Annotated in this window: 26 protein-coding genes; 19 read left to right on the top strand and 7 right to left on the bottom strand. The window is 57.6% G+C overall.

All coding sequences use genetic code 11. The features are described 5' to 3' along the window. The first annotated feature begins 25 nt into the window (after window positions 1–25). From cheZ to DKK66_RS12570, 6 genes are read left to right on the top strand one after another with little or no spacing between them, the layout of a single operon-like run. A complete protein-coding gene (gene cheZ / locus DKK66_RS12595; protein WP_131358571.1) occupies window positions 26–766 on the top strand; it encodes a protein phosphatase CheZ in 741 nt (246 codons plus the stop codon). 43 nt (window positions 767–809) lie between these two features. Beyond that, window positions 810–2,714, top strand: coding sequence for a chemotaxis protein CheA (locus DKK66_RS12590; RefSeq protein WP_131358568.1), 1,905 nt, complete (start codon window positions 810–812; stop codon window positions 2,712–2,714). 24 nt (window positions 2,715–2,738) lie between these two features. Beyond that, window positions 2,739–3,962 carry an EAL and HDOD domain-containing protein gene (locus DKK66_RS12585; protein WP_045847405.1) on the top strand — a complete coding sequence of 408 codons (1,224 nt, stop codon included), beginning with the start codon at window positions 2,739–2,741 and terminating at the stop codon, window positions 3,960–3,962. 32 nt (window positions 3,963–3,994) lie between these two features. Continuing rightward, window positions 3,995–4,663 (top strand): tRNA (adenosine(37)-N6)-threonylcarbamoyltransferase complex dimerization subunit type 1 TsaB, encoded by a 669-nt coding sequence (gene tsaB / locus DKK66_RS12580; protein ID WP_131358565.1) that lies wholly within the window; start codon window positions 3,995–3,997, stop codon window positions 4,661–4,663. Beyond that, a complete protein-coding gene (rimI, locus tag DKK66_RS12575; RefSeq protein WP_131358562.1) occupies window positions 4,660–5,097 on the top strand; it encodes a ribosomal protein S18-alanine N-acetyltransferase in 438 nt (145 codons plus the stop codon). Before tsaB ends, rimI begins: the two co-directional genes overlap by 4 nt. After that, a complete protein-coding gene (locus DKK66_RS12570; RefSeq protein ID WP_131358559.1) occupies window positions 5,094–5,942 on the top strand; it encodes a uracil-DNA glycosylase family protein in 849 nt (282 codons plus the stop codon). Before rimI ends, DKK66_RS12570 begins: the two co-directional genes overlap by 4 nt. Window positions 5,943–5,963: 21 nt before the next feature. On the opposite strand, the gene DKK66_RS12565 is transcribed toward DKK66_RS12570, so the two are convergent. The 3 genes from DKK66_RS12565 to rpmB form a co-directional block, all read right to left on the bottom strand. Continuing rightward, a complete protein-coding gene (locus DKK66_RS12565) occupies window positions 5,964–6,677 on the bottom strand; it encodes a type 1 glutamine amidotransferase (RefSeq protein WP_131358556.1) in 714 nt (237 codons plus the stop codon). Between the two features lie 219 nt (window positions 6,678–6,896). After that, entirely contained in the window at window positions 6,897–7,052 is a 156-nt protein-coding gene (gene rpmG, locus DKK66_RS12560; protein ID WP_028453358.1) for a 50S ribosomal protein L33, read from the bottom strand. Between the two features lie 34 nt (window positions 7,053–7,086). Beyond that, a complete protein-coding gene (gene rpmB / locus DKK66_RS12555; RefSeq protein WP_011137003.1) occupies window positions 7,087–7,320 on the bottom strand; it encodes a 50S ribosomal protein L28 in 234 nt (77 codons plus the stop codon). A gap of 268 nt (window positions 7,321–7,588) precedes the next feature. Here rpmB and DKK66_RS12550 point away from each other — a divergent pair, with 268 nt between their 5' ends. The 5 genes from DKK66_RS12550 to DKK66_RS12530 all read left to right on the top strand — a co-directional run bounded on the left by DKK66_RS12550 (window position 7,589) and on the right by DKK66_RS12530 (window position 13,641). Then, window positions 7,589–9,229: a CTP synthase gene (locus tag DKK66_RS12550; protein WP_131358553.1), complete on the top strand. Its 1,641-nt coding sequence runs from the start codon at window positions 7,589–7,591 to the stop codon at window positions 9,227–9,229. Window positions 9,230–9,231: 2 nt separating this feature from the next. Further along, window positions 9,232–10,083, top strand: coding sequence for a 3-deoxy-8-phosphooctulonate synthase (kdsA, locus tag DKK66_RS12545; RefSeq protein WP_131358551.1), 852 nt, complete (start codon window positions 9,232–9,234; stop codon window positions 10,081–10,083). A 105-nt stretch (window positions 10,084–10,188) separates the two neighbouring features. Further along, window positions 10,189–11,472, top strand: a complete 1,284-nt coding sequence (eno, locus tag DKK66_RS12540; protein ID WP_045847412.1) for a phosphopyruvate hydratase — start codon at window positions 10,189–10,191, stop codon at window positions 11,470–11,472. An 8-nt stretch (window positions 11,473–11,480) separates the two neighbouring features. Beyond that, window positions 11,481–11,771, top strand: coding sequence for a cell division protein FtsB (gene ftsB / locus DKK66_RS12535; protein ID WP_045847413.1), 291 nt, complete (start codon window positions 11,481–11,483; stop codon window positions 11,769–11,771). Window positions 11,772–11,847: 76 nt separating this feature from the next. Then, window positions 11,848–13,641, top strand: coding sequence for a GGDEF domain-containing protein (locus DKK66_RS12530; RefSeq protein ID WP_131358549.1), 1,794 nt, complete (start codon window positions 11,848–11,850; stop codon window positions 13,639–13,641). 36 nt (window positions 13,642–13,677) lie between these two features. Here the strand turns inward: DKK66_RS12530 and DKK66_RS12525 are convergent, their stop codons facing one another. After that, window positions 13,678–13,986, bottom strand: coding sequence for an RnfH family protein (locus DKK66_RS12525; RefSeq protein ID WP_045847415.1), 309 nt, complete (start codon window positions 13,984–13,986; stop codon window positions 13,678–13,680). Next, the gene (locus DKK66_RS12520; RefSeq protein ID WP_045847416.1) at window positions 13,979–14,416 is read right to left on the bottom strand and encodes a type II toxin-antitoxin system RatA family toxin; all 438 of its coding nucleotides are present in this window, start codon (window positions 14,414–14,416) and stop codon (window positions 13,979–13,981) included. Before DKK66_RS12520 ends, DKK66_RS12525 begins: the two co-directional genes overlap by 8 nt. A 178-nt stretch (window positions 14,417–14,594) precedes the next feature. Between DKK66_RS12520 and smpB the strand changes: the two genes are divergently transcribed. The 4 genes from smpB (at window position 14,595) to DKK66_RS12500 (ending at window position 17,646) form a co-directional block, all read left to right on the top strand. Further along, window positions 14,595–15,050 carry an SsrA-binding protein SmpB gene (gene smpB / locus DKK66_RS12515; RefSeq protein WP_131358547.1) on the top strand — a complete coding sequence of 152 codons (456 nt, stop codon included), beginning with the start codon at window positions 14,595–14,597 and terminating at the stop codon, window positions 15,048–15,050. Then, complete coding sequence (locus DKK66_RS12510; protein ID WP_045847418.1) at window positions 15,047–15,403, top strand: hypothetical protein; 357 nt, start codon at window positions 15,047–15,049, stop codon at window positions 15,401–15,403. The genes smpB and DKK66_RS12510 overlap by 4 nt, the downstream gene beginning before the upstream one ends. 65 nt (window positions 15,404–15,468) lie before the next feature. After that, window positions 15,469–17,046, top strand: a complete 1,578-nt coding sequence (gene guaA / locus DKK66_RS12505) for a glutamine-hydrolyzing GMP synthase (RefSeq protein WP_045847419.1) — start codon at window positions 15,469–15,471, stop codon at window positions 17,044–17,046. 231 nt (window positions 17,047–17,277) lie between these two features. Continuing rightward, window positions 17,278–17,646: a 50S ribosome-binding protein YggL gene (locus tag DKK66_RS12500; protein ID WP_131358544.1), complete on the top strand. Its 369-nt coding sequence runs from the start codon at window positions 17,278–17,280 to the stop codon at window positions 17,644–17,646. 87 nt (window positions 17,647–17,733) lie between these two features. Here DKK66_RS12500 and DKK66_RS12495 read toward each other — a convergent pair whose 3' ends face one another. Continuing rightward, complete coding sequence (locus tag DKK66_RS12495; protein ID WP_131358541.1) at window positions 17,734–18,501, bottom strand: glycosyltransferase family 2 protein; 768 nt, start codon at window positions 18,499–18,501, stop codon at window positions 17,734–17,736. 436 nt (window positions 18,502–18,937) lie between these two features. Between DKK66_RS12495 and DKK66_RS12490 the strand changes: the two genes are divergently transcribed. Genes DKK66_RS12490 through DKK66_RS12480 form a run of 3 tightly spaced genes read left to right on the top strand, consistent with a single transcriptional unit; the run spans window position 18,938 to window position 19,934 of the window. Beyond that, window positions 18,938–19,252 carry a YqjD family protein gene (locus tag DKK66_RS12490; protein WP_045847507.1) on the top strand — a complete coding sequence of 105 codons (315 nt, stop codon included), beginning with the start codon at window positions 18,938–18,940 and terminating at the stop codon, window positions 19,250–19,252. A 15-nt stretch (window positions 19,253–19,267) separates the two neighbouring features. Then, complete coding sequence (locus DKK66_RS12485) at window positions 19,268–19,654, top strand: phage holin family protein (protein WP_045847422.1); 387 nt, start codon at window positions 19,268–19,270, stop codon at window positions 19,652–19,654. A gap of 1 nt (window position 19,655) precedes the next feature. After that, on the top strand, window positions 19,656–19,934 hold the full coding sequence (locus DKK66_RS12480; RefSeq protein WP_045847423.1) for a hypothetical protein: 279 nt from the start codon (window positions 19,656–19,658) through the stop codon (window positions 19,932–19,934). 40 nt (window positions 19,935–19,974) lie between these two features. Here DKK66_RS12480 and DKK66_RS12475 read toward each other — a convergent pair whose 3' ends face one another. Further along, entirely contained in the window at window positions 19,975–20,910 is a 936-nt protein-coding gene (locus tag DKK66_RS12475) for a hypothetical protein (RefSeq protein WP_131358538.1), read from the bottom strand. A 127-nt stretch (window positions 20,911–21,037) separates the two neighbouring features. Here DKK66_RS12475 and tadA point away from each other — a divergent pair, with 127 nt between their 5' ends. Continuing rightward, a complete protein-coding gene (tadA, locus tag DKK66_RS12470; protein WP_131358535.1) occupies window positions 21,038–21,784 on the top strand; it encodes a tRNA adenosine(34) deaminase TadA in 747 nt (248 codons plus the stop codon). The last annotated feature ends 1 nt before the right edge of the window (window position 21,785 follow it).

The following is a 21,785-nucleotide window of genomic DNA, read 5'->3' as shown; positions in this document are numbered from 1 at the left end:
TGGTCAGTCCTGAGGAGAGGCTATCGTGCCGGATCACATTCTGGAAAGTGGAGATTCCCCGGATCTGGAAGCACTGTTCGACAGCATTGCCGCCAGTCAGCAAAAAGATGCTGACACCGCCAGCGGCCCTGTCGGCACGGTGGCAAATACGGCGGAACAGAATCCTGCCGTGATGTACGAGCAGATCGGCCAGCTGACCCGCAAGATGCACGATGCCTTGCGTGATCTGGGCTATGACAAGTCGCTGGAAAAGGTGGCGGATGCACTTCCCGATGCCAAGGACCGCTTGGGTTATATCGCATCCCTGACCGAGAGCGCTGCGGAACGTGTGCTCAATGCCACCGATCTGGCCAAGCCTTATCAGGACGAAATCGAAAGCCGGGCCCGCGCCTTGACGGCCCGCTGGGAACAGCTGTATGCCAATCAGCTGTCCATTGCCGAATTCAAGAATCTTGCCGAAGACACGCGTCAGTACCTGGGACAGGTGCCCAAACAGACGCAAGCCACCAATGCCCAGTTGCTGGAAATTGTGATGGCGCAAGACTTTCAGGATTTAACCGGCCAAGTCATCAAGAAAATGATGGACATGGTGCATATACTGGAGAAGGAACTGGTGACCTTCCTGATCGAGTTCTCGCCGGACTCGAAAAAGGCAGGCCTGGACAATAACCTGCTCAATGGACCGGTGATTAATCCGGAAGGCAGGACAGACGTGGTTTCCAGCCAACAGCAGGTTGACGACCTGCTGGAAAGCCTGGGCTTCTGAACAATAGCGGTGAACGTGTTAGCGGCATAAGCGGGGTGAGAATATGAGCGATTTTGGCGGCATGGAAGAACTGCTACAAGACTTCCTGATGGAATCCACCGACCTCTTGTCCGACGTGGACAACAAGCTGGTGGAACTGGAAAAGCGCCCTGAAGACAAGGCGTTGCTCAACGACATTTTCCGGGGTTTTCATACCATCAAGGGTGGTGCCGGCTTTCTGAACGTCGGCCCGATGGTCAACCTGTGCCATCGCACGGAAAACCTGTTCGACAAACTGCGTAACGGCGAGCTGCACATCACACCGGAAGTGATGGACGTCATTCTGGACGCTACCGGTATCGTGCGCGACATGTTTGGCACGCTCGGCCAGGGGTTGATGGTGGCCGAGGCTGATGCCGACGTACTGAATGCCCTGGATGCGGTACTGGCAGGTCAGACTCCGACCAAAGCAGGTGCCGAAGAGCCTGTCCCCGCAGCTGTCAGCAGCCCGGCGGCTGCACCGGCTGCTGCAGATGGTCCGGACTGGAATGCACTGCACCAGGCCATCGTGCCGCAAGCTGCCCCGGCCAGCACAAGCCCGGCCCCGGCCGCCGCCCCTGCGGCTCCGGCTGCGGCAGCGCCTGCAGCCGCCCCGGCCCACGAACTGATCACCGCCGCCGAGCACCTGCCGGCCGTCAAGCAGCCTCCCAAGCCGGTTGCCAACAAGCAGCCCAGCAGCGCAGGCAACAGCAGCGGCCCGCAGGAAAATACCATCCGTATCGACACGGTTCGTCTGGACATGGTGCTGAACCTGTCCGGCGAAATCGGCCTGACCAAGAACCGCCTGACTACCCTGCGTACAGAAATCCTGCAGGGCAATCGCGACGGCAATACCCTGCGTTCGCTGGATGAAGCCATCAGCCAGCTGGACCTGCTGGTGGGCGACCTGCAGAACGCGGTGATGAAAACCCGCATGCAGCCGATTGGCCGCCTGTTCCAGAAATACCCGCGTTTGGCACGTGACCTGGCCCGTCAACTGGGCAAGGAAGTCGAACTGGTGCTGTCCGGTGAAGAGACCGAGCTGGACAAGACCATGATCGAAGACCTCAACGATCCGCTGGTTCACCTGGTGCGCAATGCGGTTGACCATGGTGTCGAGTCGCCGGAAGAACGTATTGCTGCCGGCAAGAAGCCGCAATCGCTGATCCAGCTGACTGCAGAACAGGTGGGCGATCACATCCAGATCGAAATCACCGACGACGGCAAGGGCATGAACCCGGACGCCCTGCGTCGCAAGGCCATCGAAAAAGGCCTGATCGATCAGGAAACAGCCAACGGTCTGGACGAGAAGCAATGCCTGCAGCTCATCTTCATGCCGGGCTTCTCCACCAAGGACCAGATCTCCAGCGTTTCCGGCCGCGGTGTGGGCATGGATGTGGTGCGTACCAACATCCAGAAGCTCAATGGCCGCATCGACATCAACTCGCTACCGGGCGAAGGCACTCGCATCAGCATTTCGCTGCCGCTGACGCTGGCCATTCTGCCGGTGCTGGTGGTGCGTGCCTGCAACCAGCCGTTTGCCGTACCGCTGGCCATGGTGCGCGAAATCATCACCATCGACCCGAATGCCATCCAGGAAGTTTCGGGCAAACCCACCATCGTGGTGCGTGATGAAATCCTGCCGCTGCGTACCCTGGCAGGTCTGCTGGGCTGGGAACCCACCCAGAAGCCCTACTTTGGCGTGCTGATGCAATCGGCCGAGAAGTCCTTCATCCTGGCCATCGACTCCTTTGTCGGTCGCGACGATGTGGTCATCAAGCCGCTGCAGAACATTCGTCCGAAGGGCGTGGCCGGTGCCACCCTGTCTGGCGATGGTTCGGTGGTTCTGGTACTGGACATGGAAGACCTGCTCAGCTCCAGCGACGGCACCAATGGCCAAGTCAGGACTTCGGAGCTGATTTCCGTATAAAAAAACCAAGACTGGCAAGCTTTAATGACCACTCAATGCGCCTTCATCGGAAGGCAAACGGTTCTCAACCGCAACCAGCAGCTCATCGGGTATGAGCTGCTTTTTCGTGCAAGCAAGGAAGCCAGTTCCGTTGGCCCACACAGCGATCTGCAAGCTGACACCGACGTGCTGGTCAATACCCTGAACAATATGGGTACCAGCTGGCTGATCGGCAACAAGCTGGCTTTCATCAATGTCGGCGAAGCCATGCTGACCAGTGACTTTCTGGAACTGCTGCCACCACGGCGCGTCATCCTGGACATCGCACCGGATATTTCGCCCTCCAGTGAGCTGCTGTCGCGCGCCCGCCACCTGCGTTCGCTGGGTTTTGGCATTGCACTGGATGATTTCAGTTTTGAAGCACAGTCTGCTGCATTTCTGGAATTTGCCAATTACGTAAAGCTGGACATCCAGAATCGCGACCCCAATCACTTCCAGGTACTGGCGGCCCGCTTGCGCAGCTATCCGGTCATCCGCATTGCCGAGCGCGTGGAAACCCACGAGCAATACCATCTGTGCAAGGAACTGGGCATGGATGGCTTCCAGGGTTATTACTTTGCCAAACCGGAAACCCTGTCGGCCAAGGTGATTCACCCGACCTTCAGCAACGCGCTGGAGCTGCTTAACCTGCTGCGGATGGATGCCGACCTGCGCAAGGTGGAGCAGATTCTCAAGCGCGATGTCGCCCTGTCCTACAAGCTGCTGCGCTATGTCAACTCGGCGGCTGCCGGCCTGAACACAACCATCAGCTCCTTCTCGCACGCAGTCACGGTACTGGGCTACAAAAAGCTGTACCGCTGGCTCACCCTGCTGCTGGTTACCGCATCCGACGACGGACGCGCACCACCGGCACTTCAAAAAACGGCCGTCACACGCGGCCGCCTGATGGAGCTTCTTGGCGCGGAGTTGGGTATGAGTCCGGATGACTGCGACAACCTGTTCATTGTCGGCATGTTCAGCCTGCTGGACGTATTGTTTGACATGCCGATGAACGCCATTCTGGAACATCTGCAATTGCCGGTTTGCATCATCGAAGCCCTGGCCGCCCGCAAGGGCCGGATGGGCATGCTGCTGCAACTGACCCAGTCTTGCGAAGATGGCCAGCTCAACGGTGTGGATGCGCTGTGTCAGCAATTGGGCCTGACTCCGGAACAACTCAACCAGTCCCACGTTGCCGCACTCGCTTGGGTGGAGGATCTGGGCTTATAATTGCCAGCCCTTCAGCCGGTCAGCACATCTCGATGAAACTGTTAGCCATAGACACCTCCAGCAGTTATTTGTCTCTTGCCCTCAGCCTGGATAATCAGTTACTGAATTTCCATGAGGAAATGGGACAAAAGCACGCCGAGCGCACGCTGCCGGAAATCCAGCGACTGCTGCAACAGGCTGACATCGGCTTGAGCGATCTGGATGCCATCGTCTATGGTCAGGGCCCCGGCTCGTTCACCGGGCTGCGCATTGCCTGCGGACTGGCTCAAGGACTGGCATTTTCCGCCGGACTGCCGGTCATCGGCATCCCGACACTGGATGCCGTTGCCCAGCAAAGTGCTGCCGAGCGGGTACTGGTCTGCCTGGATGCCCGCATGCAGCAGGTTTACTGTGCCAGCTACCAGACCGGGCCAACATGGCAGCGCCTGACCCCCATTACCCTGCAAGACCCGCAAGACGTCACCTTGCCGGATGGCATCACCATGCTGGCAGGAGATGGCTTTACCAATTATCCGGCACTGCTGGCTACCCAGCGCGACAGCACACGGCACACCGGCATCCTCCGCGCCGATGCCCGCTCTCATATTGCGCTGGCCCTTACCGGTCGCTACCCGCAGCAGCACCCCAGAGAAGCCGAGTTGCTGTATGTACGCAACAAGGTGGCTCTCACATCCATCGAACAACAGGCTTTGAAGGGATGAGCCAGGTTTTGCGCCAGCAAGCTGTTGATGCCGAACAACTGGCACAACTGGAAGCAGCAGCCACTGCACATGGCTGGAGCACACGCAATTACCAGGACTCAATCAAGGCAGGGCATGTATTTTATGGCCTGGACCAGCAGGCTCTTGGCTGCGCCGTCGTCATGCCGCTGCTGGACGAAGCCGAACTGCTCAATATTTTCATTGCCGCCGATCAGCAAGGCCGCGGACTGGGCCTTGCCCTGCTGACCGGACTGATGCAAGACCTGAAGCAACACGGCTGCACCAAATTGTTTCTGGAAGTTCGCGCCAGCAACCTGCCAGCCCGCAAGCTTTACAACCGTTGCGGCTTTCAGGAAGCCGGCATGCGCAAAAACTACTACCCGTGCGCCAATGGCGTACGCGAACACGCCATCCTGATGGAGGCCGTGCTATGAATCGCAGCCGTTTCATCCAGCAAGCCATGGGCCTGGGCCCCATCTGGGAATCCCGCGAGGGCTGGTTCACCGATCATCCGGCAGAAATTACCAGGCATGCACTGATACAAGCCAGCCACGACAAGGCCATGGCCGAGCTGCATCATCTGGAAACGGCAGCACCAGCCATACCCGAACCAGCAGCACAGGCGTCAGCAGCCAGCTTACCGTCGCAGCAGGACAGCCAGCTGCCAGTATTGCCAGCCACTGCATTGCCCGATGCCGAAGTCGATGCACTCGACCACCTGCCCGACTGGGAGCAACTGGAACAGAACGTTGCCAATTGCGAACGCTGCACCCTGTGCCGCACGCGCACCCAGACCGTATTTGGTCGTGGTAATCCCCAGGCACGCTGGATGCTGATTGGCGAAGCTCCCGGAGAGCACGAGGACAGGCAAGGTGAACCCTTTGTCGGCAAGGCCGGGCAGCTGCTGGACAATATGCTGGCCGCCGCTGGTCTGGATCGCGACCGTGATGTCTACATTGCCAACGTCCTTAAATGCCGCCCGCCGGGCAACCGCAACCCGGTACCAGAGGAAATCCTGGCCTGCCAGGGCTATCTGCAACAACAGATTCAGCACGTCCAGCCGGTGCTGATTGTGGCGCTGGGGCGCTTTGCCGTGCAGACCCTGCTGCAAAGCGAACAAACCATTGGCAAACTGCGCGGCCAGGTTCACCAGTACCAAGGCATTCCGCTGATTGCCACCTATCACCCGGCTTACCTGCTACGCAATCTGCCTGACAAGGCCAAGGCATGGCAGGACATGGTGCTGGCCAAAAAAACCTATGTGCAGCAGGCTGGCTGATCCAGCCTGTTACCGCAGCACTCAGCCATACACACCCTGCAGCCAGCGGCGATAGATGGCATCCGCCTGGGCATGACTTTGCGGCATGCCAGCGTCCAGAGAAGCATCAATCTCATCGACGGTCATCACGCTGGGCAAATCATGTCCGTCAATTTCCTGATAGCCCACCTGCAACCACTTGCGAATCATGGGGGCTTTCACTTCACAGTGAAACTGCATGCCCAGATGCTTGCCGCCGTACAAAAATGCCTGATTGCGGCAAAAAGCACTGCTAGCCAGCAAGCGGGCACCGGCAGGCAAGGCAAAGGTATCGCTGTGCCACTGGAACACGCGTAGTGCCTGCCTGTCTCCAAACCACTCGCCTGTCACTGCGGCAGCCGCAGGCTGCAAATCAATCCAGCCGATTTCGGGAATCTCCGCCTTGCTGACTTCGGCACCCAGTGCCAACGCCAACAACTGCCCGCCCAGACAGTGGCCAATCACCGGCACATCCGCCGCCACGGCGCGATGCAAGAATTCAATCTCAGGCAGGATCCACGGATGCTCTGCCACATCATGCACACTCATCGGCCCGCCAAAACTGGCCACACCGGCATAGTCACGGACATCCGGTGGCAAGGCATCCCCGGCATAGACACTGAAAATGCGTGATGGAATTCCGGAACGATTCAGGTAATCAAGAAAATACTCCGGACCATCCAGCGCAACATGCTGAATGATGGCAATGGGCTTCATGGCTATTCCTCTGCACAATCCGGCTTGCGCCCGGAAAATGATCACAAAATTACATAGCCTGAAAATATATCCCAAAAATATCAATCATATGGAATTTTATTTGATCAAAAACAAAGAGAACAGCAAGAAGAGAATGAAGGATGTGCACAAAAGGCAGGCAATAAAAAACCCTTCTCCGTGCACCAGAGAAGGGCTCTTCGACGTTACTGAAAATCAAGCTTACTTCAGCTTGGTTTCCTTGTAGATAACGTGTTTGCGGGCAACGGGATCAAATTTTTTGATCTCCATTTTTTCCGGCATCGTGCGCTTGTTCTTCGTAGTAGTGTAGAAGTGGCCAGTGCCGGCGGTGGATTCAAGCTTGATTTTATCGCGCATTGTATTACCTATCTGTCGCTATCTAGAGGACCGCTTAGATCTCGCCACGAGCGCGCAGATCTGCCAGCACTACATCGATACCAACTTTATCGATAGTACGCAGTGCAGCGTTGGATACGCGCAGGCGCACCCAGCGGTTTTCGCTTTCTACCCAGAACTTGCGGTACTGCAAGTTCGGCAGGAAACGACGTTTCGTCTTGTTGTTGGCGTGGGAAACATTGTTCCCGGTCATCGGACGTTTGCCGGTGACTTTGCAAACACGCGCCATGTTAACACTCCCAAAACCGGTAAAAGCTGGCTTTATACCATGAAAAAAGCCAGCGATTCAAGCATGATGCGCACTTTCCGTGGAAAGCACGATCTCGTATATGAAACAGTCGGGGCGCATTGTAACGGAATTACCACAAACTGGCGAGCACAAGCTGAAATCAGACCGAACAAGTGTTGCATTCATTGTTGCAACAAGGCGTGCCGTGGCGGTTCAAATCCAAGCGATTTCAGGTTAAAATCCCGGATTCCCATAGAGCCGTAATTCCATGACCAAGTATATCTTCGTAACCGGCGGTGTGGTGTCTTCCCTGGGGAAGGGCATCGCCGCTGCGTCCATTGCTGCCATTCTTGAGTCGCGCGGGCTGAAAGTCACCATGCTGAAGCTCGACCCGTACATCAACGTCGACCCGGGTACCATGAGCCCCTTCCAGCACGGTGAAGTATTCGTGACGGAAGACGGCGCAGAAACCGACCTCGACCTTGGCCACTATGAGCGCTTCATCAAATCCAAGATGAAGAAGAGCAACAACTTCACCACTGGTCAGGTTTACGAATCCGTGATCACCAAGGAGCGCCGTGGCGACTACCTGGGTGGCACCGTGCAGGTCATTCCGCACATCACCGACGAAATCAAGCACAAGGTGCATGAAGGCGCGGGCGATGCCGACGTGGCCATCGTCGAAATCGGCGGCACCGTGGGTGATATCGAGTCCCTGCCCTTCCTGGAAGCCATCCGCCAGATGCGCTCCAACCTGGGCCGCAAGAACACCATGTACGTGCACCTGTCCTACGTGCCGTTCATTGCCACCGCAGGTGAAATCAAGACCAAGCCGACCCAGCACTCGGTAAAAGAGCTGCGTGAAATCGGCATTCAGCCGGACATCCTGCTGTGCCGCATGGACCGCGACCTGCCTGCTGACGAAAAGCGCAAGATCGCCCTGTTCTGTAATGTCGAAGAAAACGCCGTCATCGGCTGCTACGACTCGGACTCCATCTACAAAGTCCCGGCCATGCTGCACGAACAAGGCATTGACGACATCATTACCGAACACATGCAGCTGGACATCCCGCCGGCCGACCTGTCGGTATGGGCTGGCATCATCGATGCCATCGAGCATCCGGAACAAACCGTCAACATCGCCATGGTCGGCAAGTATGTTGACCTGACCGAATCCTACAAGTCGCTGTCGGAAGCCCTGAAGCACGCCGGCATCCACACCCGTTCCGACGTCAACATCATCTATGTCGACTCCGAAGACATCGAGCGTGACGGTGCCGAATCGTTGAAGGACATGGATGCCATCCTGGTACCGGGCGGCTTCGGCAAGCGTGGCGTGGAAGGCAAGATCAAGGCCGTCAAGTTTGCCCGCGAGAACAACATCCCTTACATGGGTATCTGTCTGGGCATGCAGATTGCACTGATCGAATACGCACGTGATGTGGCCGGCCTTGCCGGTGCCAACTCCACCGAATTCGACCTGGATACCGATTACCCGGTAGTGGCACTGATCGACGAATGGGTCAACCACGACGGCAAGATCGAAAAGCGTGACGAAAACTCCAATATGGGCGGCACCATGCGTCTGGGCGGCCAGCACTGCGATCTGGTAGAAGGCTCTCTGGCAGCACGCGTATATGGCTCCACCGACATCGTCGAGCGCCATCGCCACCGCTACGAAGTGAACAACTACTACGTTCAGCGCCTGGAAGCTGCCGGTCTGACCATTTCCGGCCGCTCCGCCGGTCATGAAAAGCTGGTGGAAACCATTGAGCTGAAAGACCACCGCTGGTTCTTCGCCTGCCAGTTCCACCCGGAATTCACCTCTACCCCGCGCGATGGCCACCCGCTGTTCAAGGCCTATGTGCAGGCAGCCATTGACTACAAGGCTGAAAAGCAAGGGAAATAAGCATGAAACTGTGCGGATTCGAAGTCGGCCTGAACCAGCCCCTGTTCCTGATTGCAGGTCCCTGCGTCATCGAAAGTGAACAGATGGCACTGGATACCGCCGGTCAGCTGAAAGAAATCACCAGCGAACTGGGCATCAACTTCATCTACAAGTCGAGCTACGACAAGGCAAACCGGTCCTCCGGCACCTCCTTCCGCGGTTTCGGCATTGATGAAGGCCTACGCATTCTGGACGAAGTAAAACGGCAGATCGGCGTTCCCGTCTTGACCGATGTACATGCCGAGAGTGAAATCGCCCAGGTTGCCAGCGTGGTGGATGTGCTGCAGACCCCGGCTTTCCTGTGCCGCCAGACAGACTTCATCCGCGCCGTTGCCCAGTGCGGCAAGCCGGTCAACATCAAGAAGGGGCAGTTTCTTGCCCCGGGCGACATGAAAAATGTCATCGACAAGGCCCGTGCCGCCGCACTGGAAGCCGGTTTGCCAGAGGACAGTTTCATGGCCTGCGAGCGTGGCGTATCGTTCGGCTACAACAATCTGGTATCCGACATGCGTTCGCTGATGATCATGCGTGAAACGGCCTGCCCGGTAGTCTACGATGCCACCCACTCGGTGCAGCTGCCTGGCGGTCAGGGCAGCTCTTCCGGTGGCCAGCGCGAATTCGTGCCGGTTCTGGCACGTGCTGCCATTGCTGCAGGCATTGCCGGCATTTTCATGGAAACCCACCCCAACCCGGCCTGCGCCATGTCCGATGGCCCGAATGCCTGGCCGCTGGGGCGGATGAAAGAACTGCTGGCCACGCTGCAGCAGCTGGACCGTCTGGTCAAGCAAGGCGGCTGGCCCGAGCATTCACTCTGAGTCTTGTTGCAGTCCGAGTTGTGGTAGCAAGCATTCTTCAGCCCGCCAACATGGCGGGCTGACAGTGATACGGTTAACCAAGCAATGCAATTGAAGGGGACAAGTATGAGTTCGATCATTGACGTAGTAGCCCGCGAGATTCTCGACTCCCGTGGTAATCCGACTGTTGAAGCCGATGTACTGCTGGAATCCGGCGTAATGGGCCGCGCAGCCGTACCGAGCGGCGCCTCCACCGGCGAGAAGGAAGCACTGGAACTGCGTGACGGCGACAAGAGCCGCTACCTGGGCAAGGGCGTTCTGAAAGCTGTTGAAAACATCAATACCGAAATCTGCGAAGCCATCATCGGCCTCGATGCTGCAGACCAGGCCTTCATCGACAAGACCCTGATCGAACTGGACGGCACCGAAACCAAGTCCCGCCTGGGTGCCAACGCCATGCTGGCCGTTTCCATGGCCGTTGCCCGCGCAGCTGCTGAAGATGCCGGCCTGCCGCTGTACCGCTACCTGGGTGGTGCCGGCCCGATGGCCCTGCCGCTGCCGATGATGAACGTGATCAACGGTGGTGCGCACGCCAACAACACCCTGGACATCCAGGAATTCATGATCATGCCGGTTGGTGCACAAACCTTCCGCGAAGCCCTGCGCTGTGGTGCCGAAGTGTTCCACAACCTGAAAAAGCTGTGTGATGCCAAGGGTTACGCCACCACCGTGGGTGACGAAGGTGGTTTTGCACCGAACCTGGCCAGCCACGAAGATGCCATCAAGCTGATCCTGGAAGCCATTGACGCCGCCGGTTACGTACCGGGCCAGGACGTGATGCTGGCTCTGGACTGCGCCTCCTCCGAATTCTACAAGGACGGCAAATACCATCTGACCGCTGAAGGCCTGCAACTGACTTCCGAGCAGTTTGCCGACTACCTGGAAACCCTGGTCAACAACTACCCGATCATCTCCATCGAAGATGGCATGAGCGAACATGACTGGGAAGGCTGGAAGATCCTGACCGACCGCCTGGGCAAGCGTATCCAGCTGGTGGGCGACGATGTATTCGTCACCAACCCGAAGATCCTGGCCAAGGGTATCGAAGCCGGCATCTGCAATTCGCTGCTGGTGAAGGTAAACCAGATCGGCACCCTGTCCGAAACCCTGAAAGCAGTTGACCTGGCCAAGCGCTCCAGCTATACCAGCGTCATGAGCCATCGTTCCGGCGAAACCGAAGACAGCACCATTGCCGACCTGGCAGTTGCCACCAACTGCATGCAGATCAAGACCGGCTCCCTGTCCCGCTCCGACCGCATGGCCAAGTACAACCAGCTGCTGCGTATCGAAGAAGAACTGGGTGATGCTGCCTGGTTCCCGGGTCGTGCTGCTTTCTACCATCTGAAGTAAGCTTGAACATGCGCTGGCTGACCCTGACACTGGTAACCCTGCTGATCGCCTTGCAATGGCCCTTGTGGTTTGGCAAGGGGAGCTGGCTCAGGGTCTGGCAGCTGGACAAGCAACTGCAGGAACAGCGGGCTGTCACCCAAAAGCTGATAGCCCGTAACGCAGCCCTGGATGCCGAAGTTCGTGACCTGAAGCAAGGAACCGATGCAATTGAAGAGAGAGCACGTAACGAACTTGGTATGATTCGTAATGGTGAGGTATTTTTCCAATTACTGGATCCGGCGACTGCGACAAAACATTGACTAAGCCAGTCCAAACCGTCACCTTACTGAACTAAAAATAACTATGGCTGGCTACAAAACTTCCAGGGTTTGGTCAATGACAACACAAAATCCGATAGAGGTTGCACGGGAAACGCTCAAACAGCTGAGTCTGCGCAAACTGCTACCAACACCGGAAAATTTCGAGCGCGTCTATCACGAGCTCACGCAAACTCCCATTGAGCGAGACAACAAGCTGGGTACCCAGCTATTGCGAGCGCTGGAAACCATTCCGGCTGAATCACCGCAAACCAAGACACTGCTGCTGCGCATCAAACAGGCCACCGACGAATCCCGTTGGGAACTGTTGCCGCAGCTGGCCATCGATTTTCTCAAGCTGGCACTAAGCCAGACCAACCTGTCCCAGCCCTGGGGCAGCCTGATCCAGAACCTGATCCGCAGCTGGGACTTGCGTCTGCCCGACCTGCCCCAGCATCACAAGCAAGCAGCACTGGAACGGGTACTGATCAACTTCGGCAACCAGCCGGAAGAACTCAATCTCAAGCTATCCGCCCTGGTACGCAACTGGAGTGCGCCCGCCAGTCAGCGCGACCCCATTGAAGTACTGGACGCAGGTGGCGCACTGACAGATACCCCGGCAGAATCCACCAGCCAGCCAGCCAGCAACAGCAGCAGCTGGCCTCTCTGGCAGCGTACCCTGGCGTTTGCCCTCAAGCACGGCCTGGAACCGCGCCTGATCAGCATGCCGGACATGTGTGAGTCACTGGAAGCCCTGATTCGCGAGCTCGATCAGGTAAGCGACGATGCCAGCCTGAATGTCTACATGCCCAAGCTGCGCAGCTTCATGCTGAAGCTGGAACTGCAAACCCAGCAAGAAGGCCGCCTGGTTTCCGGGCTGACCAATCTGCTGCGCCTGCTGCTGGACAATGTGGCTGAAATCAATCGTTCGGATGACTATCTGGTTGGACAAGTGCATTCATTGCAGGAAGTCCTGTCGCACCAGCCGCTGTCCATGCAACAGGTTTACCAGCTGGAAACCAGTCTGAAGGAAGTCATCCGCAAGCAAGGCATGTTGAAGAGCACGCTGGATGAAGCCACCAGTTCCTTGCGCACCTTGCTGGACCGTTTCATTTCGCGCCTGGCGCAAATGACGGATTCGACTGACGACTTCCACAGCAAGATCAGCAAGCATAGCGAAAAGCTGAAAAATACCAGCAATGTCGAGGATCTCGGCAAAGTAGTCTCCGCGCTGATGGAAGACACCTCGCTGATGCAGCTGGATCTCACCCGCTCCCGCGACGAGCTGCTGGCGGCACGCGAACAGGTTGAAGCTGCAGAACAACGCATCACCGAACTGGAAAGCGCGCTGGAAGCTGCCAGCGCCAAGGTCAAGGAAGACCAGCTGACCGGCGCCTACAACCGTCGCGGCCTGGCCGAACATTTCCAGCGCGAAATCAGCCGTGCCGAACGCACCAATAGCGACCTGAGCGTCGCGCTGATCGACGTCGACAACTTCAAGCAACTGAACGACCGCTACGGCCACCTGACCGGGGACGACGCGCTGAAATACCTGGTGGACGTGATGAAGCACAATATGCGCCCTGCAGATATCGTCGCACGTTTTGGCGGGGAAGAATTTGTCGTCCTGATGCCGGACACCCCGGTGGATGAAGCCATCGACACGGTACAACGTCTGCAGCGCGAGCTGACACGCACTTTCTTCATGGCCAATAACGACCGCCTGGTCATCACCTTCAGTGCCGGTATTGCCAAATGGCATCTGGGTGAACAGGACATCGAAGTCATCGAACGTGCCGACCAGGCCATGTACCAAGCCAAGATCAGCGGCAAGAACCGCGTGATTTCCGCCGAACCGGACAGGATGATCTGAACAAGGCCAAAAAAACCGGGGACATCCCCGGTTTTTTCATTCTTCGCCGCCCTTGCTCATACCCTTCCCCGCCTCAGCCCGCTGCCGACGCACTGCTTTCGGGTCGGCCTGCAAGGGACGATAGATTTCCACCCGGTCGCCGGCACGCAACACCGTGTCCGGCTTGATGGCCTTGCTGAAGATGCCCAGCTTGAGATTGTTGCTGTCCACCATGGAAAACTGCGCCAGTATGCCGGACTGCTGCACCGCCTCGATGGCAGTACAGCCCGCAGCCACCTCCAGCGACATGATGCACTGCCGCTGCGGCAAGGCACAGGCCACCTCCACCGTAAACCGCTCAGTCATCGCCATACACCTTGTCGGCATGTTTGATGAAAGCATCCACCAGCGTACCGGAAATATGGCCAAACACCGGGCCGATCACTTTTTCCAGCAATTTGCTGGAAAACTCGTAACGCAAGCTGAACTCCACCTTGCAGCCAAAATCCCCCAGGGGCGTAAACTGCCACAAACCCTGCAAATGCTGGAAAGGCCCTTCCACCAGCTCCATCAGGATGCTCTCCCCGTCACGCAGGGTATTGCGCGTGGTGAAATGCTGGCGGATTTTCAGGTAATCGATATGCAGGCTGGCTACCTGCTGATCACCCTCACGTGAATGCTCCTCCGCCTTGGCACACCAGGGCAGAAAACGCGGGTAATTCTCTACCTTGTCCACCAGCGCAAACATTTGCGCCGGGGTATGGGCAACCAGAACTTTTTTTTCAACAACCTGCATGGGACAAGCGCACACTGTGCAAAATGGTTCAAGCCCAGCAGTTTACCAAAAGCCATCTGCCCTGTCCGGCCCAGCCTTCATGCTGCAGACAAGCCGCTGATTTTCAGGAATTTTGGCCTGCGGCCAGCTTCTGGTAGAATAGCCGATTCCCATTCAATGCCACGGAAACCTCAGGCGCATGAGCATCATCCAGAACCGCAAAGCCTTCCATGACTATTTCATCGAGGAAGAACTCGAGGCCGGGCTTGTGCTGGAAGGGTGGGAGGTCAAGGCCATCCGTGCCGGACGCATCCAGCTGAAAGAAAGCTATATCGACTGGAAAAATGGCGCTTTCTGGCTGATTGGCTGCCATATCACCGCCCTGCAGTCCGCATCCACCCACGTCAAGCCAGACCCGGTACGCCCGCGCAAACTCTTGATGTCGCAATCCGAAATCAACCGTTTCATCGGCAAGGTGGAACGTGCCGGCTACACCATGATGGCGCTGGACCTGCACTACAGCAAAGGCAATATCAAGGCCCTGGTTGGCCTGGCCAAGGGCAAGAAGCTGCACGACAAGCGTGACTCGGAAAAAGACCGCGAATGGCAGCGTGAAAAGCAGCGCCTGATGAAAAACCAGCGAGGTGGCGCATGAAAAAAAGTGCCGCGCTGCCGATTGCACTGATTTGCCTGGGTGCGGTCTGGTTTCTGAAAAGCACCGCGCTGCTGCCCAGTACCAGCACCCTGCTGGCACTGTTGCTGATCATTGCCGGCGTGTTGCTGGGATTGCTGGATGGCCTGAACAAATCCACCCTGGTCAGCTGCCCGCTGCTGATCTATGCCGGAGCCGCCATCTACCTGCGTGACAATATGGGACTACACTTGAGTCATCTGTTGTCGCTGGGCATGGTACTGGCCGGTCTCCTGATGCTGCTGTCGCGTAGCGACCGAATTCCGGAGCGCAGCGCACGCTGGCGCTCCCTGCCGGACCAGCATGACCTGCGCTGAAACGGCAAACCATTTACTCATTGAACGACAGGCCCACGGGCCAACGGAACCTACCAAGGACAGGCATGGACAAGATCCTCATTCTCGACTTCGGCTCTCAAGTTACCCAGTTGATTGCCCGCCGCGTACGCGAAGCTCACGTCTACTGTGAGCTTCATTCGTTTGACATGCCGATTGAAGAAATCCGTGCATTCGGCCCCAAGGCCATCATCCTGTCCGGCGGCCCCAACTCAGTGTACGAATCCGACTACCAGGCAGACCCGGCCCTGTTCGAACTGGGCATCCCGGTACTGGGCATCTGCTACGGCATGCAGTTCATGGCGCAAAGCCTGGGTGGCAAGGTAGAAGCCGGTGACAAACGTGAATTCGGCTACGCCCAGATCCAGGCCCGCCATCACTCCAAACTGCTGGAAGGCCTGCAAGACCATATCGACGACGCCGGCAACGGCTTCCTGGACGTGTGGATGAGCCACGGCGACAAGGTTACCGCCCTGCCGGCCGGCTTCCATGTCATTGCCGAAACCCCGTCCTGCCCCATCGCCGCCATGGCCGATGAAGACCGCGGCTACTACGGTGTGCAATTCCACCCGGAAGTCACCCACACCAAGCGCGGCACCGAAATGATCCATCGCTTTGTGTTGCACGTGGCCGGTTGCAAGCCCAGCTGGACCATGCCCAACTACATCGACGAAGCGGTAAAGAAAATCCGTGAACAAGTCGGTGATGAAGAAGTCATCCTCGGCCTGTCCGGTGGTGTGGACAGCTCGGTTGCGGCTGCGCTGATTCACCGCGCCATCGGCCCGCAACTGACCTGCGTCTTCGTTGATCACGGCCTGCTACGCCTGAACGAAGGCAAGATGGTGATGGAAATGTTTGCGCAGAACCTGGGCGTGAAGGTCATCCACGTGGATGCCACCGAACAGTTCATGAGCAAGCTGGCCGGCGAAACCGATCCGGAAAAGAAACGCAAAATCATCGGCGGCGAGTTCGTGGAAGTATTCCAGGCTGAATCCAACAAGCTGACCAATGCCAAGTGGCTGGCCCAGGGCACCATCTACCCGGACGTGATCGAGTCCGCCGGTGCCAAGACCAAAAAGGCCCACACCATCAAGAGCCACCACAATGTGGGCGGCCTGCCGGAAGACATGAACCTCAAGCTGCTGGAACCGCTGCGCGAGCTGTTCAAGGACGAAGTCCGTCAACTGGGCGTGGCACTGGGCCTGCCGCACGACATGGTGTACCGTCACCCCTTCCCGGGCCCGGGCCTGGGTGTGCGTATCCTTGGCGAAGTCAAAATGGAATACGCCGACCTGCTGCGCCAGGCCGACGCCATCTTCATTGAAGAGCTGCGCAACACCGTGGACGAGAAAACCGGCAAAAACTGGTACGACCTCACCAGCCAGGCCTTTGCCGTGTTCCTGCCGGTGAAATCGGTTGGCGTGATGGGCGATGGCCGCACCTACGACTACGTGGTTGCCCTGCGTGCCGTGGTCACCAGCGACTTCATGACCGCCCACTGGGCAGAGCTGCCGTACTCCCTGCTGGGTCGCGCTTCCAACCGCATCATCAACGAAGTGCGCGGCATCAACCGCGTGGTTTACGATGTATCGGGCAAACCGCCGGCAACGATTGAGTGGGAATAAAAACCGATAAATATCAGCTGGCTACACACCAGGCAGGTAATGCTGAGCAAGAGAACAAGCGTTGAAGTGTGTCATGCTGCGCTACCTTGCCCAGCAGGCTGCCTGGACAGAATGTGGACAGCCAGCATGTTATCCAGAGCCCGGGAAACCGGGCTTTTTCTTTATAATCTGGCAATCCTTGCATTTTGCCGAAGCCACAGATGGCTGCCTGGCCACCATTAAAGGTCAATAATGAACTATCTCGTCATCCCATCCCGTCGCCGCCTTGCCAATTGGAACCGCCGCCAGCGCAAGAAACACCACGCAGGTGAATTCACCGAGTACGGTTTTACCTTGTCCGTGCAATTTGCTGCACCTATGGATGAAGCCGCACGGGAACAGTATGTTGCAGCCCTGATTGAACAAGTCGAGGCACTGGGGCTGACTTACGGTGGCGATGAAAGCAGCGGCTTTATTACCACCTACACCAGTGGCAGTGTCACGCTGGCTCAACGGGACAGTCTGCACGCATGGGTCAGTGCCTATCCCGCCGTTGGAAGGGCGGAGGTAAGCGAATTGCTGGATGCCTGGCATGACGACAGCTGGTTCGAGGCAGTCTGAAACATTGCCAGCCCAGAACCCCAGACATGACAAAGCCGGTCAATGACCGGCTTTGTCATGTTCGAATCCACCCACAACGCGTTGGACTCAGAGGCCAGTCTCACGTCTTATCTGCAAGGCCTTCTTGTATTTGCGATGAGCAAAGCGGGCGGCATACACACCCAGAATCAGCCCGACCCGGCCATCCTTCCAGTTACCACTCTTCACATACCATTTGAAAAACGCTCCAACTGGGCTGGTCCACTGACGCAGGGCAAAGTTCTTGCGGCTACTCATGCGCGCCAGATCGCTGGCATCCAGATTGGTATACAGCTCCAGCTTGCGATTGATTTCGTCCATGGAATGGAAAGTTTGATGCTTGATGGGGAGTTCAATCCGGCCACGGCTGCGGTAGCCGACAAAATCCTCATGCACAGCCTGCTCGGAAAGCCTCACCCGGTTTTTCTCGATAATGCGCACCGGAAAATCCGGGCAACCTACCGGGTATAAAGCGTGCACCTGCTGCCCCATTACAATCCAGTCACGCTGGATTGCATAGGCATCGTGCTGGAATCCGCTCTGCTTGAGTTGCAGGAGGTGAGCCACCAGCTCGGGACTGGGAATCTCGTCACTATCCAGAAAGAACACGTGATCATGCCTGCATTGTTGCTGGGCAAAATCACGCTGCTGACGAAAATCATCAAACGGGCGATGTAGTACCCGGGCACCACACTGTGTGGCGATGGCCACGGTCTGATCGGAACTGCCACTATCCACCACCAGCAAATCGTCGGCCAGAGGGGCAACTGCCTGCAGGATGGCAGACAAGTATTTTTCGCTATTGAAAGTCAGAACATAAATGGACAGTGGTGTCATGCCGCCTTGGTCCCATCGGAATCATCAAACCAGTGTGCCAGCTCCTCTCCGCAGGTCGAACAACACGGGCTCGGTTTGCCATACGGACAGGCTGACGCTTGTTATCACCAGGCAGCTTCACTTGCCATGTGCATGCAAATGAAAAACCGCCTGAAATTGGGGATGTATTATCCCGATTAGCTGCAGGCAGAACAAATGATATCCATAGAAAACTTGTCATCAATCCTTGAATGATCTGATATATACAATCTCATCCCGAATGAATGACCTGTGACCTTCAGGAGATGTGGCACCGCAGTATCAGGCAAACCGCCTGCATTTGACGGACTGTCGCTCCACTGATACGGTCAAAGGGCGTAGTCTGTGCAGGGAACCATCCGTTCCGCATTGCAGTCTGATTTTGTTTACCCGTTTCAATTTCATCGAGGAAATCACCATGTCCGATGCCGCACTGAATCAGGAAAAAGAACAACTGCTGGATGATGTTCGTCAGGTACTGTCCAGTACCGAGGACCTGCTGGGTGCAGCGGGTGACGAAGGCGGCGAGAAAGGCCGTGAACTGCGCAAGCGTCTGGCTGAAAATATCCGTCTGGCCAAGTCGCGCCTGCTGGAAGCCGAAAAAGTGGTGGTCGGCAAGGCCAAGGTGGCAGCCAAGGCAACCGACGACTATGTTCACGAAAACCCGTGGAAATCCATTGGCATCGCCGCTGGCGTAGGCTTCCTGCTGGGCATGCTGGTTTCACGTCGTTAAGCGCGCAGCTGCTGCATGTCTGCCAACTCTTCCCGTCCGCCCCGCCCCGGCAGCTTGCGTTCGCTGCTGGGCGGGGTGTTTTCCTTGCTGCTTACCCGTATTGAACTGCTGGTGCTTGAGGCGGATGAGCAAAAGGACGCCTTGCTGTTCAGCCTGTTGTTAGGCGGGCTGGCATTGATCCTGCTCCTGGTGGGCCTGCTGTCCGCCTTGCTGCTGGTACTGGTGCTGACTCCGGACAGCTGGCGTCCCTTGCTGCTGGGCGGCCTGATGCTGTGCAGCACAGGAGGTGGCGTGGCCCTGCTGTGGCAGCTGCGCCAACGCGCCCGACGCAGCCCTTCCCCCTTTACCGATACCCTGACCGAAGTCCGCAAGGACTGGGACAGCCTGAGCGGAAAGCTTTGACATGAAACCGCAGGATCGCGCCATCAAGAAACAGTTGCTGCTAATGAAGGGAGAAGTCCTGCGCGTGAAGCTGAGCCTGGAAATGGAGCAGCTGCGCAAACATCCGCTTGGCATGGCTGGTGAAGGGTTCAAGGCCTTTGCCGATGGTGGACGTCTTGGCGGCATCCTGTCCACCCTGGCCGGGGTGCTCCCTTCCGAAGCATTACGCCGCTGGCTGCGTCGTGGTACCCGGCTGATGTTGTTATGGAAATTGGCCAGCAAGTTCTGGCCAGCACGCTGACCGCCTGGCTGATGTGCAAGACGGGCTCCAGCAGATGGTTTCAGGCCTGAACATTTACATTGCCAGCACTGCCGGCATCTGACGTCTCGCTTTCTCCCGCTTCACCACCCGTGGCAAGCTGGATGCTGACACTCAGCTCACCCTGAGCGTTATTGCTTCCACCTGCCAGCATATGGTCGATGGCTGCCAGATCCTGCTGACTGCCATCCAGCCACTTTTTCAGCCCTTCATCCTGCCCCTGGCTCTGCTGGCTACGCTGCTTCAGCCACTGGGCAATGGCCTTGATGCTGTTGAGCAAGGCCTGCAACTCCATATTGCCGCCCAAGCCCTGATTGCCTGCACTGCCAGTGCTCGCCATTGCCGCCTGCGCTGGTGCCACTGCACTGTTGTCTGATGCCGCCGTGGCAGCATCATCGGTACTGGCAACAGCACGATCGGCCTGATCCGCGGCATGGTCGGTCTGATCGCTGGCGACACTGCCGCCGCTGGTGACATTGACGCTCACTTCCATGACGGACGCCTGCCCTTGCCCGCTGGCATTGGCCACCATCTGCCGCAACTCGGCAGTGATTTGTTTCAACTGCAGGGCAATCGCACGCAAACCACCTTTGTCCTTACCTACCAGCATGAGCATCTGCCGCAGGTTTTTCACTCTCTCCTTCAGCATTTCCATGCGGTTGGCATCCAGTGGCTGACTATTGCTCTGCTTGCGTTGCTGTGCCTGTTTGAGTTGGCTGGATTGCTGTTGTTGCCACTGCGCCAGTGCCTGATGCAGCGACTGGTTGACGGCCTGCCGTGCCGGATCACTAGCGGACCAGACTGCAGGGCCGGATGATGTGCTGCCGGATGATGTGCTGCCGGATGCGGCGTCTGTCGTATTCATGACCGGGCTGGCAGCAGCAGGTGCAGATGGCTGGCGGTTCACGCGGGACCACAAGCTGGCAATACCGGATTCACTGACAGAAGGCAGGGACATGGGCTGGGTATCAAGATGGTGACCAGCATTTATCGGCATTTTGGGCCGTTTCTTTAAACAGCCATCACGAAGTTGCGGCGCGATCAGGCTAAAATAGTGATGTTTCCGTTGACCACCGCCACCTGCCATGTCCACCTTGCCAGACTCCCCGCTTGCAACACCGCCCCTGCCCCCGGCGGCAGTGCTGTGGCTGCAACAGATGGGTATTTGCTCGCGGCATCAATTGCTGCAGCAAGGCAGTGTCTCGACCTTTCTGCAACTCAAGGCAGCAGGACATACCGTCACCAAACGCTTGCTGTTCGCGCTGGAAGCCGCAGCCCGCGGCATACACTGGTCGGGGTTGACCGAGCTGGACAAACAGGAGCTGAGCCGACAGCTGGCCGCACATCCGCCGGTTGCCATGCCGCCCGACCCGGCTACCTGCCAGCACTTCATGCAACAGGCACTGGCGCAGGCCACCCTGGCTGCAGCACAGCAGGAAGTCCCGGTCGGCGCCATCGTGGTGAAGAATGGCCAGATCATTGGCCGCGGCTTCAACCAGCCGGCAGGCCGCTGTGACCCGAGCGCCCATGCCGAGATGCAAGCCTTGCGCGCGGCCGCGCTGCATGAGGGTAATTACCGACTGGACGGCTGCGACCTGTATGTCACACTGGAACCTTGTGCCATGTGCAGCGGTGCCATTCTGCAAGCCCGCCTGTCGCGGGTGATTTATGGTGCCAGCGAGCCCAAGACCGGCGCAGCCGGCAGTGTGCTGAATCTGTTTTCCCTGCCGCAACTGAACCACCATACCGCGATCTGGGGGGGCGTGATGCAAGAAGAATGCAGCCAGCAGCTCAGCAGCTTTTTTGCTGCGCGTCGCAAGGCGCGGGAATGAG

This window comes from Aquitalea sp. USM4 (genome assembly GCF_004328945.1).
Lineage (GTDB): Bacteria > Pseudomonadota > Gammaproteobacteria > Burkholderiales > Chromobacteriaceae > Aquitalea > Aquitalea pelogenes.
Note: the sequence above shows the minus strand (reverse complement) of the source record. Positions and strands in the feature narration are given on the sequence as shown.